Consider the following 16,591-nt stretch of genomic DNA (forward strand, 5'->3'; position numbering starts at 1 on the left):
CTGGTCACGCGCAGCTCGAAGGCGCGGGCCAGCCGGGAGAGCAGGGAGACCAGGATGATGCCGGCGATGAAACAGGCGCCGATCTTCACGCCGTCCGGGCGCTCGATGACGTTGACGACGGTCGTGTAGAGGAAGACCGCCGAGATGACCCCGAACGCGATGGTCCAGTTGCGCTGCCCGGCCTTGTGGGCCGCGATCGTCACGGCGATCGCGGCCGAGGAGATCAGGACCAGGACGCCGGTGGCGTAGGCGCCGCCCTGCGCGTCGACGTCCGCGTCGAAGATCCAGGTGACCAGGAAGGCGACCAGGGTGAAGACGATGACCATCGGGCGGACCGCGCGCGCCCAGTGCGGGGCCATGCCGTAGCGGGGCAGGTAGCGCGGCATCAGGTTGAGCAGCCCGGCCATGGCCGAGGCGCCCGCGAACCACAGGATCGCGATCGTGGAGACGTCGTAGAACGTGCCGAAGGCGTTGCCCAGGTACTCGTGGGCCAGATACGCCAGAGCGCGTCCGTTGGCCTCGCCGCCGGGCTCGAACTCCTTCTCCGGGATCAGCAGCGTGGTGATGAAGCTGGTGGCGATCAGGAAGCAGCTCATGATCAGGGCGGCGGTGGTGAGCAGCTTCTTGGTGTCCCGGATCCGGCCGGTCGGCCGCTCCTCGGTGTCGCTGTCGTCGCCCTTCACGTGCGGCATGACCGCGACGCCGGTCTCGAAGCCGGACAGGCCGAGGGCGAGCTTCGGGAAGACGATCAGGGCCACGCCGATCATCGCGAGGACGTTGCCGTGCTCGGCGGTCAGCGCGCTGGTCCAGTCGGTGACCACGTGGCCCGCTGTGGCGACGTGCCACAGCCCGACGACCACGACCACGACGTTCAGCGCGAGGTAGACGCCCACGAGGACCACCGCGACGCCGATGGCCTCCAGGAAGCCCTTGAGGAAGACCGCCCCGAGCAGGGCCACCAGGACCAGGGTGATGAGCAGCTGCTTGTCGTGCAGGGCGCTTTCCAGATGCGGGTTCTCGACCAGGTGGGTCGAGGCGTCCGCCGCCGAGAGCGTGATGGTGATCAGGAAGTCGGTGGCCGCGAAGCCCAGCAGGGTCAGCACGAACAGCTTGCCCTTCCAGAACGACAGCAGCCGCTCCAGCATCGCGATCGAGCCCTCGCCGCGCGGGCTCTCCTCGGCCACCCGTCGGTACACGGGCAGCGCGCCGGCCAGGGTGACGATCACCAGGACGATGGTCGCAATGGGTGACAGCAGACCGGCTGCCAGGGCCGCGATGCCCGGCTGGTAGCCGAGGGTGGAGAAGTAGTCCACACCGGTCAGACACATCACGCGCCACCAGCGCTGGCCCTGGTGCGCGGCGGGCTCCGGTGCGGTCTGCGTCCCGTGACGGGCCCCTTTGCCCATGTCGGACAGGCCCTCCAGCATCCAGGCGCGCAGGCGACTGGGCGGAGGGTGGTCGGTGGTGGCCATCGGCGGGCTCCTGAGGTGCGGCACAGGGGTGCGGTTTTGGCCATCACGCGGACGGCAGCCTCAGCGTAAGCGGAGAGTGACGCGTGGGCCCACGGATGGGCGCCCTCGCGGGCGTCAAGCTTCCGTTAAGACTGTGCGGTCCGTGCCGTCGGGGGCCCCACCCGCCCTCCACCCGCCTTCATCTGCTGCTCCGTAAGGTTCGTTGGCCTATTCGAATGTTTCGAACCTTCGGGGCTCCGGGGGCCCGCTTGGGGGCTCTTCTCTCGCCCTCTCCCGAACAGGCCCCTGGATTCCCTGTGTTCAGGGGGTTGCCACTCATTGGAGGGTGTCTCTAGGGTGCGGCAGCAGCGAAGCTTTCTGGATCTGTACCGAAACTTTCGATCTACCAAGGAGCGCATGATGGGCGACCCGGCACTCTCCCGCCGCGGCTTCCTGGCGGCCTCCGCCGCGGCCGGCGTGGGCATGACGGCTCTGAGCGGCTGCGGCGGCGACTCGGACGGAGGGTCGTCGGGGACGACCACGATCGAGTGGTGGAACATCTCCACGACCCAGCCGACCAAGGACGTCTGGGCCGGTCTCGCCAAGCGGTTCGAAGCGCAGAACCCCACGGTGAAGGTCAAGATCGTCCAGCTGGAGAACGACCCCTACAAGTCGAAGATGACCGCGCTGACCGCCTCCGGGAAGCTGCCCGACATCTTCCACACCTGGGGCGGCGGGGTCCTGAAACAGCAGGTCGACGCCGGGCTGGTCGAGGATCTGACGGACCGGACCAAGGGGTGGGGGGACGCGCTGCTGCCGGTCGCCCGGGAGCCGTATCTGATCGACGAGAAGGTCTACGGCGTCCCGTTCGACATCGGCATGATCGGCTTCTGGTACAACAAGGCACTCTTCGAGAAGGCGGGGGTCGGCGCGCCCCCGACCACCTGGAGCGGCTTCCTCGACGCCGTGCGCAAGCTGAAGTCCGCAGGCATCACCCCGCTCGCCCTGGCCGGCAAGGAGAAGTGGCCGGGCATGTACTACTGGGCCTACCTCGCCATGCGCACCGCCGGGATCGACGCCCTGCGCAAGGCCGACGAGGACAAGGACTTCACCGGGGACGGGTTCGTCCAGGCCGGGCAGCACCTCCAGGAGTTGGTGGACCTCCAGCCGTTCCAGAAGGGCTTCCTCGGCGCCGCCTACAGCACCCCCACCGGGCAGGCCGCCGCGATGGGCAACGGCAAGGCGGCCATGGAGCTGATGGGCCAGTGGGCGCCGGTGGTGGAGGCCGACGCGGGCAAGGGGATCGGCGACGACCTGGGCTTCTTCCCGTTCCCCGCGGTCGAGGGCGGCCAGGGCGCGCTCACCGAGGTGTTCGGCGGGGGCGGCGGACACGCCCTGCGCAAGGGCGCCCCGCAGGCGGCCGTCGACTTCCTCGAGTTCTTCGCCTCGGCGACCACGGACACCGAACTTGTCAAGAAGACCGGTGTGCTCCCCGTCGTACCGGCCGCCGAGAGCGCGCTCACCGACCCCAACCTGTCCGCCGTACAGGCGCAGTTGAAGGCCGCCACCGGGTTCCAGCTGTATCTGGACCAGGCGTACGCGCCGGCCGTCGGGCAGGAGGTCAACGACAGTGTGGCCGGGCTGATCGCCGGGTCCCAGTCGGCGCAGCAGGTCGCCGAGTCGATCACCAAGGTCGCGAAGGAAGAGCAGTAGCCGGCGATGACCTCGACCTTCCTCCCGGACAAGCGCAGCGCACCGGACACCGCCCCCCGGCCGCCGACCGCGGCGGCCGCCGGGCGGGCGCGGCGGCGGGTGCTGCACTGGCTCACCGCCGTCGGCTTCCAGGTGCCCGCCCTGGTGCTGTTCGGCACGCTCGTCCTGCTGCCGATGCTGTTCGCCGTGTACGCCGCGTTCTTCCGCTGGGGCGGCTTCGGCATGCCCGAGGACTTCATCGGCGGCGACAACTTCACCCGGCTCCTCCAGGACCCGGTGTTCCTCGGCGACCTGTGGCGCTGTCTGGTCCTGGTGCTGCTCTCGCTCGTGCTCCAGCTGCCGTTCGCGCTGGCCCTGGCGGTGGCGCTGAACCAGCGGATCCGGGGCCGGGCCGTGTACCGGATGCTGTTCTTCGCGCCGTACATCCTCTCCGAGGCGATCACCGGCGTGCTGTTCAGCATGATCTTCGCGCCCGACGACGGGCTCGCCGACCAACTGCTCGGCGCGATCGGCCTGGACGGGCTCGGCGGGCAGTGGTTCGCCGATCCCGACACCGTCATGGCCACTCTCTTCCTGGTCATGACGTGGAAGTTCTTCGGCTTCCACATGATGCTCTACCTGGCCGGACTCCAGTCCATCCCGGCCGAGTTGACCGAGGCCGCGCTGATCGACGGGGCCGGGCCCTGGCAGCGGTTCCGCCATGTCACCCTGCCGCTGCTCGCACCGACCCTGCGGATCAGTGTCTTCCTGTCGGTCATCGGGGCCATCCAGCTCTTCGACCTGGTCTGGATCGTCACCGCGGGCGGCCCCGACCACCACTCCGAGACGATGGCCGTGACCATGTTCCAGTACGGCTTCAAGCGCTACCAGGTCGGCTACGCCAGCGCGATCAGCGTGGTCATGTTCGGCATCAGTCTCGTCTTCGCCCTCGCCTACCAGCGGTTCGTGCTGCGCCGCGATCTTCAGGGCGCCACCACGACCATGCGAGGAGGCGGCTCGTGAGCGCCCGCAGGACCGGCCGGACCCTTCCGCTGCACCTCGTCCTCGCCGTGATCGGCGTGGTGATGGCCGTCCCCCTCGGCTACGCCGTCCTGTCCGGCTTCAAGTCCACCGACCAGCTCTCCCGCAACCCCATCGGGCTGCCCGATCCCTGGGTCACCGACAACTACACCGACATCCTCGGCTCGGGCTCCTTCTGGCAGCTGCTCGGCAGCAGCACACTGATCGCGGTCGGTACGACCGTGGTGGTGGTCGCCGTCTCGGCGCTCGCCGCGTTCTCCTTCGCCCGGTTCGCCTTCCGCGGCCGGGAGGTGCTGTTCACGCTGTTCACGATGGGACTGATGTTCCCGTTCGCGGTGGCGGCGCTGCCGCTGTTCCTGCTGCTGCGCTCGATGGACCTGCTGGACAACCCGCTCGGCGTGATCCTGCCGCAGGCCGCCTTCGGGCTGCCGATGACCATCGTCATCCTGCGCGGGTTCTTCCGGGAGATCCCGGCCGAGCTGGAGGAGGCGGCCACCCTCGACGGCTGCGGGCCGCTCGGCTTCTTCTGGCGGATCCTGCTGCCCATGGCCCGGCCCGCGCTCGGTACCGTCTCCGTGCTCGCCGTGGTGGCCAGCTGGAACAACTTCTTCCTGCCACTGCTGGTCTTCAGCGAGCCCACCTGGTGGACGCTGCCGATCGGCGTGCAGCAGTTCCAGGGCCAGTACTCCTCCGAGTACGCCCGGATCTTCGCCTATCTCGTCCTCGCCATGGTTCCCGCCCTGGCCTTCTACTCCGTCGCCGAGCGCCAGCTCGTCGGCGGGCTCGCCGCCGGCGCCACGAAGGGATGACGCGCGCCCGCGGATCCGTACGGCTCACCCACCTTCCGACCGTGAGGAGTCGCACCATGCCCAGCTCGTCCCGCACCCGGCTCAGACTCGCCGGAGCCCTCGCCGCCGTCCTGGTCGCCGCCGGGATAGCCGCCGGTCCCGCCGCCCAGGCGCACGAGGACTCGGCGCACGCGAAGCCCCGGACCACCCTCGCCGACCTCGCCCAGCGCCACGGCCGCTACTTCGGCAGCGCCACCGACAACCCCGAACTCACCGACACCGCCTACACGAGGATCCTCGGCCACGAGTTCGACATGATCACCCCCGGCAACGGCATGAAGTGGTACGCCACCGAGCCGGAGCAGGGCGTCTTCGACTGGACGGCCGGTGACGAGATCGTCGGTCTCGCGCGCGACCACCACCAGAAGGTCCGCGCCCACACGCTGGTCTGGCACAGCCAGCTGCCGGGCTGGCTGACGAGCCGGGAGTGGACGGCCGACGAGCTGCGGGCCGTGCTGAAGAACCACATCCAGACCGAGGTACGCCACTACCGGGGCAAGGTCTATGCCTGGGACGTCGTCAACGAGGCGTTCAACGAGGACGGCACCTACCGCGAGACGGTCTTCTACAAGACCCTCGGCCCCGGCTACATCGCCGACGCCCTGCGCTGGGCCCACCAGGCCGACCCGAAGGCGAAGCTCTACCTCAACGACTACAACATCGAGGCCGTCGGCCCGAAGAGCGACGCCTACCACGCCCTCGCCAAGGAGCTGAAGGCACAGGGCGTTCCGCTCGACGGCATCGGCCTCCAGGCCCATCTCGCGCTCCAGTACGGCTATCCGACCACCCTGGAGGACAACCTCCGCCGCTTCGCCCGCCTCGGCCTGGACACCGCGCTGACCGAGGTCGACGTACGGATGCTGCTGCCCGCGACCGAGGAGAAACTGGCCCAACAGGCCGACTGGTACCGGGATCTGACCGAGGCGTGCCTCGCGGTGCGGCGGTGCGTCGGGATCACGGTCTGGGACTACACGGACAAGTACTCGTGGATCCCGGCGTTCTTCCCCGGCCAGGGGGCGGCGCTGCCGTGGGACGAGGAACTCGCGCGCAAACCGGCCTACTACGCGATCCGGAAGGCGCTGCGCTAGACGCGCGGCGGTGCTGTGCTGGACCGGATCACCAGTTCCGTGCCCAGTTCCACCCGCGGCGAGTCGGGGTGCTCGCCGCGGGCCAGCCGCAGGACCGTGCGGACGGCGAGTTTGCCCATGTCGGCGAGGGGCTGGCGGACGGTGGTCAGGGGCGGGGCCGACCAGCGGACTTCCGGAAGGTCGTCGAAGCCGACCACGCTCATGTCCTCCGGCACGCGCAGCCCGCGCCGGCGCAGCGCCTCGATCGCGCCGAGCGCCATCTGGTCGCTGGCCGCGAAGAGCGCGGTGGGCGGTTCGGGCAGGTCCAGGAGGGCGGTACACCCGGTGAAGCCCGACTCGGGGTGGAAGTCGCCGGGGACGACGAGGCGTTCGTCGACGGCGAGACCGGCCGCCTCCAGGGCCGCGCGGTAGCCGTCGTGGCGGGCGCGGGAGCACAGCAGCCGGGGCGGGCCCGCGATCAGGCCGATCCGGTGGTGGCCGAGGGAGAGCAGGTGCTCGGTGGCGGCGAGGCCGCCCGCCCAGTTGGCGGCGCCGATGGTCGGGGTGTCGACGGCCGGGGAGCCCATCGGGTCCACGACGACCAGCGGGACACCGAGGATGCGCAACTGCTCGTGCAGGGTGGGTTCCAGGGCCGAGGTGACCAGGATGACGCCGTCGGAGGCGCGGGCCCGCAGGTTGCGCATCCACTCCCGGGCGTCGCCGGAGCGGCCGTGGATCGCCGACACCACCGTGCCCACACCGGCCGCGTGGGCGACCTCCTCGACACCCCGGATGATCTCCACCGCCCAGGGGCTGTCGAGGTCGTTGAAGACCAGGTCGAGCAGGGCGGCGCGGGCGGGGGAGGGGGCGGCGGGGCGCTTGCGGTAGCCGTGCCGGTGCAGCAGTTCCTCGACGCGGGCGCGGGTGCTCGGCGACACGTCGGAGCGGCCGTTGACCACCCGGGACACCGTCGGCACCGAGACACCGGCCTGGCGGGCTATCTCCGTGATGGTGACCCGGCCCTGGGACGCGGGTGCCGTCTCGTCCACTGCCACTCGCCCACCTCCGACACGTCGTCCCGGACACCGCGCCGAAACTCCCAGGAGTCTTCCGGAAAAGACGTGCGTACGGAAGGGAAGGAGGCGGCCACGCGGAGTGAGCGGGCCCGGACATGCGTCGGGGCCGGTTCGCAGTCGCTGTCTGCGGTCCGGCCCCCGAAGGTCCCCGGACGGCGGTCCCGCGCCGTCCGAGCGGTGCTGAACGGCCCCCAGGGCCTGTCTGTCAGGTCCTAGGCGGCCGTGACGACCGGGCGGTGCGGGGCGATGACCCGGCCGTCCGGCAGGAGCTCACCGGTGTCCTCGAAGAGCAGGACGCCGTTGCACAGCAGGCTCCAGCCCTGTTCCGGGTGGTGCGCCACGAGCCGGGCGGACTCCCGGTCGGCTGAGCTTGCGGTCGGGCACGGTGGCTGGTGCTGGCACATGGCTGGGTTCTTCCGCTCTGGCGTGTCGTGTGAGATGGCTGTCGTGTCTGTCCCGCGGCGTGAAGCGTCGGTCACGTCCTTCATGGCCGCCCCCCGTTGTGATAAGTCGGTCGGAACCCAGTGTTGCCCTACGGGCGTCGATCCGCAGGGATTTCGTGGCACCGCTTCTCACAGGTTGATGACGCATCACCCGCGCGAGCGGTTCATCTCAACTGCACTGTCACTTCGGGTGGTTTCTGGTGGCCGGATGGGGCTAGTCCGGTCGGGGAGGCGGAGAAGAACGCCGCGTACGGCACCGTACCCCGCCACCGGGGCCGCGGTGGCGGGGTACGGAGTCGGGCGGGTCAGGCCGGTGAGCCGAGCAGCGGGGGCGGCGCCGCCGGAGGCACCCGGAGCGTCAGTACCGGGAGCAACTCCGCGACCCGGTGCGGACGGTGGGCGGCGATCCCGGGTGGCGCCGGGGCCAGCGGGACGAGCAGGTCGGTCGCGGCAGGGTGGCCGGTGGAGCCGTCGCCTTCGGTGTCGCCGTGCAGCCAGAGCGTGAGCATGTAGAGCCCGGGCACCGACAGCAGTCGCGCCTGGTACGGCTGGGTGGACGACTCCGCCTGGCGCAGCGCGCGTTCGGTGGAGGCGATGTAGGGGCCTTCGAAGAAGTGCGAGAACGCCCAGCCGTCCGGGGTGAGCCGGGTCTCGGCCGCGGCGACCACCCGGTCCCCGCAGCGGATCAGGAACCGCCAGCCGGCCAGCCGGGTCGCGGAGACGCCCTCCGGGGTGATCCGGTCGAGGACGTGCAGGGGCAGCGGCTGTTCGGGGGTGGCCTCGCCCTGGGCGGTGCGCAAGGACGGTGTCCGGGCCTCACGGACCGCGGTGGGGGAACCGAGTGCCGTGAGGACGGAGCGAAGGGCGGGCGCGGGAGCCGGGGGGACATGCAGCGGCATGGTGGGTCGCCTCTCATTCACAGGCGGTGGCGCGAGGGCGGGGGCGGACGACGCTGTCAGCTAGCTCTCGGGTGGTCAGAGAGGCGGGGGCCGGGGTCTGGGGTTCTCGGGGTGCGCGAGCGGCCTGCCGCCACCGGGACGACAGGCTCCTTCGACTGTGGATGCCCAACCTTCTCTGCCTTGTTCGCGGAGTTTATACGAGACGTGTTCAGACTGTGTTTCGTCTACTCGAATCCGGGAGACTCGGCAAGGGTTCATTCGGTCGGCGATACGTGTGAAACATCCCGATTCAGAGCGGCCCGCGCCGCGATGACCTCGGGATATACGCGCGCAGCGGTCGGCCCATTCTCGTCGGCGTTTTTCACGAGTTCCGATTCGTGGAAAGGGCACCCTGCCGCTTGCCCGGTGAATGTGCCACCGGTCACCTCGGGCACGTTTCCGGTCAGCCTAGCGGGTGTGCCGCTCGACGGGGGACGTTATCGATCGGTCCGGCTGGGCATCATCCCACCTGACCCGGGAGACCGGCGGCCGCGGTGTCGGCCCGCCCATGCGAGGAGGGACGCTTCGATGGGGGAGAAGGTCGTGGCGGGCGCGTTCGACCTGTCCGATCGGCAGCAGTACCGCGACAAGCTCCGACGGTGCCTGACGGGGCTGGAGCGGCTTCTGGCCCAGAAGCGCTTCGACCGGCCCAAGAACCTGATGGGGCTCGAGATCGAACTGAATCTCGCGGGTGCCGACGGCCTGCCGAAAATGCTGAATGGACAAGTACTGGAGCGGATCGCGAGTCGCGATTTCCAAACAGAACTCGCCATGTTCAACCTGGAAGTCAACATCGCTCCGCACCGATTGGGCGCGCGGGTATTCGATCAGCTCGCCGAGGAACTCCGTACGTCACTGGCATATGCCCATCGAAAGGCCGGCGAGGTCGACGCAGGAATCGTGATGATCGGTATTCTGCCGACCCTCGACCGTGACGACCTGGTCTCGTCCAATCTTTCCGAGGTGGACCGCTACACCCTGCTCAACGACCAGATCGTGGCCGCCCGGGGCGAGGACTTCGCTCTGGAGATCGAAGGCGTGGAGAGCCTGTCCTGCACCTCGAAGTCGATCGTCCCCGAGGCGGCCTGCACCTCCGTGCAACTGCACCTCCAGGTCACGCCGGCCCGCTTCGCCGACGTCTGGAACGCCGCACAGGCCGTCACCGCCGCGCAGATCGCCGTCGGCGCCAACTCGCCCTTCCTCTTCGGCCGCGAGCTGTGGCGCGAGTCCCGGCCGCCGCTGTTCACGCAGGCCACCGACACCCGCCCGCCGGAGCTCCAGGCGCAGGGCGTCCGGCCGCGCACCTGGTTCGGGGAGCGCTGGATCGGTTCGGCGTACGAGCTGTTCGAGGAGAACCTGCGCTACTACCCCGCGCTGCTGCCGATCTGCGACGAGGAGGACCCGCTGGAGGTGCTGGACGCGGGCGGCATCCCCACGCTCGCCGAACTCGTCCTGCACAACGGCACCGTCTACCGCTGGAACCGGCCCGTCTACGGCATCGCCGACGGCGTTCCGCACCTGCGGGTGGAGAACCGGGTGCTGCCCGCCGGGCCCACCGTCACCGACGTGATCGCCAACGCAGCGTTCTACTACGGCGTCGTCCGCGCGCTCGCCGAGGAGTCCCGGCCGGTGTGGACCCGGCTGCCGTTCGAGACGGCCGAGGCCAACTTCGACGCGGCCTGCCGGTACGGCATCGACGCACGGCTCCAGTGGCCGCGGCGCGGGCGGCTCGGGGGTGTGGCCGAGGTCGACGCGGTGAGTCTCGTACGGGACGAGCTGCTGCCGCTGGCGGAGGCCGGGCTGGACGCGTGGGGGGTGGAGGCGGCCGACCGGGACTTCTACCTGGGGGTTATCGAGGAGCGCTGCCGGCGGCGGGTGAACGGGGCGTCGTGGCAGGTGGCGACGTTCCACCGGGCGGTGGAAGCGGGGCTGTCGCGGGACGCGGCGCTGGCGGCGACGACGCGGAGGTACGCGGAGCTGATGCATCTCGGGGAGCCGGTGCACACGTGGCCTGTGGGGTTGCCGGAGCCTGTGCCCACGGCGTGAGACCGGACGCGGGTGCGGGGAGTCGCTCCGGGGGGCGCTGCCGCATGCCCGGTACTGATCGGGCAAGCTGTGACAGTCACATGACGGTGACTGGAGGCAGGTGTGCAGGTGGAAGCCGGGTCGGTGGCCGATTCCTTTCCCCGCGAGCGGCCCCCGCGGCGGATACTGCGGGACGAGACATTGCTCGTTCTGGCGCTCTCGCTCGGGGCGAGCGGTGTGTCCGCCCTGATCAGCTTTGTGGGATCGGTCACGAAACCGGGAGGCCTGAAGGACCAGGCGGCGACCCTCAACGCGTCTGCCGCGCCCGGCCGACCCTGGCTGGATCTCGCCTGGCAGCTCTTCGGGATCGCCTCGGCGCTCGTCCCGGTGGCCCTCGTCGCGCACTTCCTGTTGCGCGAGGGCCAGGGGCTGCGCACGCTGGGCTTCGACCGCACCCGGCCCTGGTCCGACCTCGGCCGGGGCGCCGCGATCGCGGCCGTGATCGGCAGCACCGGAATCGCCTTCTACCTGCTCGCCCGGGGCCTCGGCTTCAACCTCACCGTGGTGCCCGAGGCGCTGCCCGAGGTGTGGTGGAAGTACCCGGTGCTGATCATGTCCGCGCTCCAGAACGCGATCCTCGAAGAGGTCATCGTCGTGGGGTATCTGCTGCGCAGGCTGGGGCAGCTCGGCTGGAGCCCGGGGAACGCGCTGATGGCCAGCTCCGTCCTGCGCGGCTCGTACCACCTCTACCAGGGCATCGGCGGGTTCATCGGCAACATGGTGATGGGCGTCGTCTTCGTGTTCCTGTACCGGCGCTGGGGCCGGGTGGGACCCCTGGTGGTGGCGCACTCGCTGCTCGACATCGGGGCCTTCGTCGGCTACGCCCTGCTCGCCGGGAAGGTGTCGTGGCTGCCCACGCCGTGAACCCGGCATGAGCAGCCGCGCCCGGGCTCACCAGGCCAGCAGTTCGCCCTCGATGACGGTGATCGCGCGGCCGCCGAGCAGGGTGCGCCCGCCGCGCAGCTCCGTGCGGACACGGCCGGAGCGCGGCGAGGCCTGGAGGCCGGTGAGCGTCGTGCGGCCGAGGCGCTCGGCCCAGAACGGGGCCAGCGCCGTGTGGGCGCTGCCGGTGACCGGGTCCTCGTCGATGCCGACGTTCGGGAAGAAGCAGCGGGAGACGAAGTCGTAGCCCAGCGCGGGGTTCTCGGCGCGGGCCGTGGCGATGATGCCGCGGCGGGAGTAGGTGCCGAGGGCCCGGTGGTCCGGGCGCAGGGCGTGGACGGTCTTCTCATCGGGGAGTTCCACCAGCAGGTCACCGACGTGCGGGCCGGTGTCGAAGGCGGTCAGCGGCTCGGCGCCGAGGGCTTCCGCGACCCCGTCCGGCAGGGCGGCCGGGGTGAGCGGCGCGGTCGGGAAGTCCAGCGTGATCGAGCCGTCCTCGGCGGGCGTGGCGACGAGGACACCGCTGCGCGTGGCGAACCGTACCGGGCCCTCGTGCGCGCCCGTGGAGTGCAGGACGTGGGCCGTGGCGAGTGTCGCGTGGCCGCACAGGTCGACCTCGGCGACCGGGGTGAACCAGCGCAGCGCCCAGTCCGCCTCACCGCCGGCGGGGAGCGGGTGGGCGAACGCCGTCTCGGCGTGGTTCACCTCCAGGGCGACGTTCTGGAGCCGGTCGTCGCCGGGGAAGGCGTCGAGGAGGAGGACCCCGGCCGGGTTGCCGGCGAAGGGACGGTCGGTGAAGGCGTCGACGATACGAATCCGCATGCCGGTGACGGTAGGACGGGGCGGAAGCCGTCGGCCAAGGCCAATTCGTGAATCCTGGACCGGTTTCCGCGCGCCCCGCGGGGCGCGGCGCGCTCGCCCCGGGTGAACTGCCGTATGTTTCCCGGTGGTTCAGGGGGCCGGGGGGCGCGGTGAGCGGGAGGACAGGGTGGCGGGGAACGGCGAGGGCGACGGCCCGGTGGTGTTGACGGGGGCGACCGGGTTCATCGGGTCGCACGCCCTGCGCGCGCTGGCGGACCTTCGGGGAGCCGACGACGACCGTCCGGCGCCGCGCGTGCGGGCGTTCGTACGGAATGTGCCCGACGACGAGCAGGCGCGCTCCGCCGCGTGGGCACGGCGTGATGTCCAGTGGGCACGGGGTGACGTCGAGTGGGTACGGCGTGATGTCCAGTGGGCACGGGGTGACGTCGAGTGGGTACGGGGTGATCTCACCGATCCGGCCTCGGTGCGCGGGCTCTGCGAGGGTGCGCGGGCGGTCGTCCATCTCGCGTCGTACATCGGCCCGGACGAGCGGCGGTGCGAGGCGGTCAACGTGGACGGCACGCGAGCGCTGATGGCGGAGGCGCGGCGGGCCGGGGCCGGGCGGGTCGTGCATCTGTCGACGGCCGCCGTCTACGGGGCCGGGCCGCACCGGGGCATCGCGGTCGACGAGATCGCCGCCGAGCCGGTGTCCGCCGTGAGCAGGACCCGGCTCGCGGGGGAGGCGTACGCGCGCCGGGCGGGCGCCGTGGTGCTGCGGCCGGGGATGGTGCTCGGCGCCGGGGACCGGTGGGTCGTACCCGGGCTGCGGGAGCTCGTGGAGCGGGTGCCGGCCGAATGGGACGGCGGGCGGGCCGCGCAGACCGTGGTGGACGCCGGTGACCTGGGCCGGCTGATCGCCGCGGTCGCGGTGGGGCCGTCCGTGGTGCCGCCCGGCATCTATCACGCCGGGCACCCGGAACCGGTGCGCATCGGCGATCTGCTGGCCGAACTGGCCGCGGTGGGCGTGCTGCCGCCCCGCCCGGACGCCGACTGGCCGTTCGCCGTCTGCCTGGAACGGCTGAGGGCGACGCCGGGGCGGGTCTCGGAGCGGCAGTTCGCGCTGGCCGCGCAGGATCACTCGTATCGCGCCGACGACCTGTGGAAGCTGGCGGGCATCTCGCCGGGGCCCGGACCGCTCAGCCGGCTCGCGGGAGCGGCCGAGTGGTACCGGGGATGGCTGGGCGGGGCCGGGTGAGCCGGCCGGCTCGGGCTTGCGTGCCTGGTCAGGAGCGCGCGTCCGGGCTCTCGTAGCGCGCCCGGCGCGAATCGCTGGGATGCTGGAGGGAGGCGAGCGCCACCTCAAGACCTGCCGGTCTACCAGGGCGGTGAGCTGATGGCTGGGCTCGAGGAGTCCGGTACGGAACCGACGGCGCCGGAGGCCGATCCCCGAGGGGATCCGTACCTGCGGACGCGGTTCGCGGTACCCGCGCGTCCCGCGACGTTCCTGCGGCGCGAGCGGCTGGTCAGCCATCTGGACCAGGCCCTCACGACACCGCTGACCATGGTCAACGGCGCCGCGGGGGCGGGCAAGACCCTGCTGCTCGCCGACTGGGCGGCCGACCGCGAAGCGCCCCTCGCCTGGTTCACCACCGACGCGGTGGACCAGGGGCCCGGGATGTTCTGGGCGTATCTGCTCGAGGCGCTGCGGACCGCCGGTGTGACCCTGCCCCCCGGCGGCGGCAGCCCGGCCGACGCGAGCCAGGTGCCCCAGACCCTGCTGGCCCGGCTCGCCGCCGAGCTGAGCACCCGGGAGCGGCCCGTGACCCTCGTCCTCGACGAGTACGACCGGGTCACCGATCCGGAGATCGCCGAGCAGCTGGAGTTCGTCCTGCACCACGCGGGAGCGGGCCTGCGCCTGATCCTCGTCACCCGCACCGAACCCCTGCTGCCGCTGCACCGCTACCGGGCCGCCGGCGACCTGACCGAGATCAGGGGCGCGGAGCTGGCGTTCACCCCGGAGGAGGCGGCCGCCCTGCTCGCCCTGCACGGGCTGCGGCTCCCGGTGAGCACGGCGCGGGCGCTCGTGGACCGCACCCGGGGGTGGGCCGCCGGACTGCGGCTGTGCGCCCTGGCCGCGCAGGAGAGCCCGGATCCGGAGAGGTATCTCAAGGAGTTCGAGGCCGACCGTTCCACCGTCGCCGACTTCCTGCTGGCGGAGGTGCTCAAGCGGCAGAGCCCCGAGATCCAGGACCTGCTGCTGCGGGTCAGCGTCCTGGAGCGGTTCTGCCCCGAGCTGGCGAACGCCCTGACCGGCCGGACCGACGCCGGACCCCTGCTGGCCGGGCTGCACCGCGACAACGCGTTCGTCGAACACCTCGGACACGACCGGTACCGGCTCCATCCGCTGTTCGGGGAGATCCTCCGGGCCCATCTGCGGGTCCGGGACCCCGGCCTGGAGCCGGAGCTGCACGGGCGGGCCGCGCGCTGGCTGCGGCGCTCCGGGTCCCTGACGGAGACGCTCGGGCACGGCGCCGCCGCGGGCGACTGGGAATTCACCGCCGGTGCCCTGGTCGACGACTTGGCCCTCGGCCAGCTCTTCACCGGGCTGCACGCCGACGACCTCGCCGAGCTGTTCTCCCGGATGACGCCCGAGGCCACCGGCCCCGCCACGGACCTCGTGCGGGCTGCCCGCGACCTCGCCCACCGCGATCTGGAGCACGGTCTGGCCCATCTGCACCGCGCCGAACAGGGACTGGCCGAGAAGCTCCGGTCCGAGGACCCGCCGGATTCGGCCGCGGCCGAGCTGAGCTGCGCCCTGCTGGAGGCCCAGGCGGCCCGGCTGACCGGCGCCGCCGCACGGGCGGAGGAGGCCGCCGAGGCGGCCGGGCGACTGCGCGAGCGGGTCCCCGCCCAACTCCTGGACGACCACCCCGAGATCACCGCCCTGCTCCTGGCCCACCTGGGCTCGGCCCGGCTGTGGGCCGGCCGCTTCGAGGAGGCACGCGCCGCCCTGACCGAGGTGGCCGACTGCGTCGGCGGCGCCTCGACGGCCCTCCTGCGCGAGGACTCCCTGGGCCGCCTGGCGCTGATCGACTACCTGAACGGCTGGCTCGGCAGGGCGGAGCGCAAGGCCCGGGCGGCGATGACCGAGACGGAGCGGTTCGGCCTGCCCCAGCCCTCCGGCTCCGGCATGGGGCGGCTGGTCCTCGCCGCCGTCGCCGTCGAGCGCAACGAACTGCGGCAGGCCCAGGCGCTCCTCGGCGCCGCCGTCGCACCGCACCCGGCGCTGCGCGACCCGGTGCTGGAGGCCGGCCGCGCCCTCGCCACCGCCCGCCTCCAGCTGGCCCGCGGCGACACCCGGGCCGCCCTCGAAGCGGTGCGACCGGCCGTGGTCGCCGACGTGGACTCGCCCTGGGCCCAGGGACAGGCGGCGCTCGTGGCGGCCGCCGCGCAGCTGACCGCGGGGCGGCCGGAGAGCGCCGTGGAGCTGCTGGCGGAGGTGCCCGACGAACAGGCGGCCTGTGCCGTGGCGGCCGCCCGGGCCCGGCTCGCGGCGGGCCGGCCCGAGGCCGCCCTGGAACTGCTCGACCGGCTGCGCCCCGAGGCCCGCTCCGGGCCCGCCGTGGCGGTCCGCGCCACGCTGGTGCGCGCGCAGGCCGCCGACGAGACGGGCGCCACGGCCGCCGCGCGCCGGCTCGTCGCCCAGGCCCTGCACGAGGCGCGGCGCGATCTCGTGCGTCGGCCCTTCCTGGAGGCCGGGCCCTGGATCCGGCCCCTCCTGGGCACCGCGCCCTTGCGTGGCCTGGCCGAGGGCTGGCTCACCCACGGCGCGACACCACCCGAGGACCGGCCGCCGCCGGTGGTGGAGGCGCTGAGCGGCCGCGAACGCGATGTGCTGCTGCGACTCGCCCAGATGATGTCGACCGAGGAGATCGCCGCGGACCTGTACGTCTCCGTGAACACGGTCAAGACGCACCTCAAGAGCGCCTACCGGAAGCTGTCCGTGAACCGCCGCAACGACGCGGTCCGCCGAGCGCGGGAGCTGGGGCTGCTCTGACCGGCGGCTCGTCCTTCGGTGAAGTCGACGGTGAGACCACCGCGACGTCACAACTTCCCTACAGCGAGCGCCAAGACGAGCGCTCCGCCGGGTCCGCACTTCACGAACATCAGGCGTTTGATCATACTGTCCAGGGGCTGTGTCCTTCTCGTCAGCGGCGCGCTGCGTCGCCGGTTCCCCCGCGCCGTACACCGGGGTTGGAGGCGAAGC

13 protein-coding genes are annotated in these 16,591 nt (G+C 71.8%); 8 read left to right on the top strand and 5 right to left on the bottom strand.

Features of this window, described 5'->3' with window-relative positions:
* On the bottom strand, positions 1-1,472 hold a 1,472-nt coding region (locus ACZ6D7_RS22050), incomplete at its 3' end, for an APC family permease (protein WP_469493088.1).
* A 399-nt stretch (positions 1,473-1,871) separates the two neighbouring features.
* On the opposite strand from ACZ6D7_RS22050, the gene ACZ6D7_RS22055 reads away from it, so the two are divergent.
* The 4 genes from ACZ6D7_RS22055 (at position 1,872) to ACZ6D7_RS22070 (ending at position 6,120) form a co-directional block, all read left to right on the top strand.
* Positions 1,872-3,164 carry an extracellular solute-binding protein gene (locus ACZ6D7_RS22055; RefSeq protein WP_469493090.1) on the top strand — a complete coding sequence of 431 codons (1,293 nt, stop codon included), beginning with the start codon at positions 1,872-1,874 and terminating at the stop codon, positions 3,162-3,164.
* A 6-nt stretch (positions 3,165-3,170) separates the two neighbouring features.
* Positions 3,171-4,166: a carbohydrate ABC transporter permease gene (locus tag ACZ6D7_RS22060; protein WP_469493095.1), complete on the top strand. Its 996-nt coding sequence runs from the start codon at positions 3,171-3,173 to the stop codon at positions 4,164-4,166.
* 62 nt (positions 4,167-4,228) lie between these two features.
* The gene (locus ACZ6D7_RS22065; RefSeq protein ID WP_469494098.1) at positions 4,229-4,993 is read left to right on the top strand and encodes a carbohydrate ABC transporter permease; all 765 of its coding nucleotides are present in this window, start codon (positions 4,229-4,231) and stop codon (positions 4,991-4,993) included.
* A gap of 56 nt (positions 4,994-5,049) precedes the next feature.
* Positions 5,050-6,120, top strand: coding sequence for an endo-1,4-beta-xylanase (locus ACZ6D7_RS22070; RefSeq protein ID WP_469493098.1), 1,071 nt, complete (start codon positions 5,050-5,052; stop codon positions 6,118-6,120).
* On the opposite strand, the gene ACZ6D7_RS22075 is transcribed toward ACZ6D7_RS22070, so the two are convergent.
* From ACZ6D7_RS22075 to ACZ6D7_RS22085, 3 genes are all read right to left on the bottom strand, one after another.
* The gene (locus tag ACZ6D7_RS22075) at positions 6,117-7,154 is read right to left on the bottom strand and encodes a LacI family DNA-binding transcriptional regulator (RefSeq protein WP_469493101.1); all 1,038 of its coding nucleotides are present in this window, start codon (positions 7,152-7,154) and stop codon (positions 6,117-6,119) included. The two genes, ACZ6D7_RS22070 and ACZ6D7_RS22075, sit on opposite strands and share 4 nt — an antisense overlap.
* A gap of 233 nt (positions 7,155-7,387) precedes the next feature.
* Complete coding sequence (locus tag ACZ6D7_RS22080) at positions 7,388-7,579, bottom strand: DUF5999 family protein (protein ID WP_189714027.1); 192 nt, start codon at positions 7,577-7,579, stop codon at positions 7,388-7,390.
* A 344-nt stretch (positions 7,580-7,923) separates the two neighbouring features.
* Complete coding sequence (locus ACZ6D7_RS22085; RefSeq protein WP_469493103.1) at positions 7,924-8,517, bottom strand: hypothetical protein; 594 nt, start codon at positions 8,515-8,517, stop codon at positions 7,924-7,926.
* A 567-nt stretch (positions 8,518-9,084) separates the two neighbouring features.
* Here ACZ6D7_RS22085 and ACZ6D7_RS22090 point away from each other — a divergent pair.
* Positions 9,085-10,602, top strand: a complete 1,518-nt coding sequence (locus ACZ6D7_RS22090; protein WP_469493106.1) for a glutamate-cysteine ligase family protein — start codon at positions 9,085-9,087, stop codon at positions 10,600-10,602.
* Between the two features lie 102 nt (positions 10,603-10,704).
* A complete protein-coding gene (locus ACZ6D7_RS22095; RefSeq protein ID WP_469493108.1) occupies positions 10,705-11,505 on the top strand; it encodes a CPBP family intramembrane glutamic endopeptidase in 801 nt (266 codons plus the stop codon).
* Positions 11,506-11,532: 27 nt separating this feature from the next.
* Here the strand turns inward: ACZ6D7_RS22095 and ACZ6D7_RS22100 are convergent, their stop codons facing one another.
* Complete coding sequence (locus tag ACZ6D7_RS22100; RefSeq protein WP_469493111.1) at positions 11,533-12,345, bottom strand: PhzF family phenazine biosynthesis protein; 813 nt, start codon at positions 12,343-12,345, stop codon at positions 11,533-11,535.
* Between the two features lie 166 nt (positions 12,346-12,511).
* On the opposite strand from ACZ6D7_RS22100, the gene ACZ6D7_RS22105 reads away from it, so the two are divergent.
* On the top strand, positions 12,512-13,579 hold the full coding sequence (locus tag ACZ6D7_RS22105) for an NAD-dependent epimerase/dehydratase family protein (protein ID WP_469493113.1): 1,068 nt from the start codon (positions 12,512-12,514) through the stop codon (positions 13,577-13,579).
* A gap of 138 nt (positions 13,580-13,717) precedes the next feature.
* Entirely contained in the window at positions 13,718-16,381 is a 2,664-nt protein-coding gene (locus ACZ6D7_RS22110) for a winged helix-turn-helix domain-containing protein (protein ID WP_469493115.1), read from the top strand.
* Positions 16,382-16,591: the final 210 nt, after the last annotated feature.

Source organism: Streptomyces sp. NPDC041784, from assembly GCF_055591025.1.

Coding starts and splice junctions, on each gene's coding strand:
- ACZ6D7_RS22080 (WP_189714027.1), bottom strand. CDS start 7,579: ATGTGCCAGCACCAGCCACCGTGCCCGACCGCAAGCTCAGCCGACCGG.
- ACZ6D7_RS22090 (WP_469493106.1), top strand. CDS start 9,085: ATGGGGGAGAAGGTCGTGGCGGGCGCGTTCGACCTGTCCGATCGGCAG.
- ACZ6D7_RS22060 (WP_469493095.1), top strand. CDS start 3,171: ATGACCTCGACCTTCCTCCCGGACAAGCGCAGCGCACCGGACACCGCC.
- ACZ6D7_RS22085 (WP_469493103.1), bottom strand. CDS start 8,517: ATGCCGCTGCATGTCCCCCCGGCTCCCGCGCCCGCCCTTCGCTCCGTC.
- ACZ6D7_RS22100 (WP_469493111.1), bottom strand. CDS start 12,345: ATGCGGATTCGTATCGTCGACGCCTTCACCGACCGTCCCTTCGCCGGC.
- ACZ6D7_RS22065 (WP_469494098.1), top strand. CDS start 4,229: ATGGCCGTCCCCCTCGGCTACGCCGTCCTGTCCGGCTTCAAGTCCACC.
- ACZ6D7_RS22055 (WP_469493090.1), top strand. CDS start 1,872: ATGGGCGACCCGGCACTCTCCCGCCGCGGCTTCCTGGCGGCCTCCGCC.
- ACZ6D7_RS22070 (WP_469493098.1), top strand. CDS start 5,050: ATGCCCAGCTCGTCCCGCACCCGGCTCAGACTCGCCGGAGCCCTCGCC.
- ACZ6D7_RS22110 (WP_469493115.1), top strand. CDS start 13,718: ATGGCTGGGCTCGAGGAGTCCGGTACGGAACCGACGGCGCCGGAGGCC.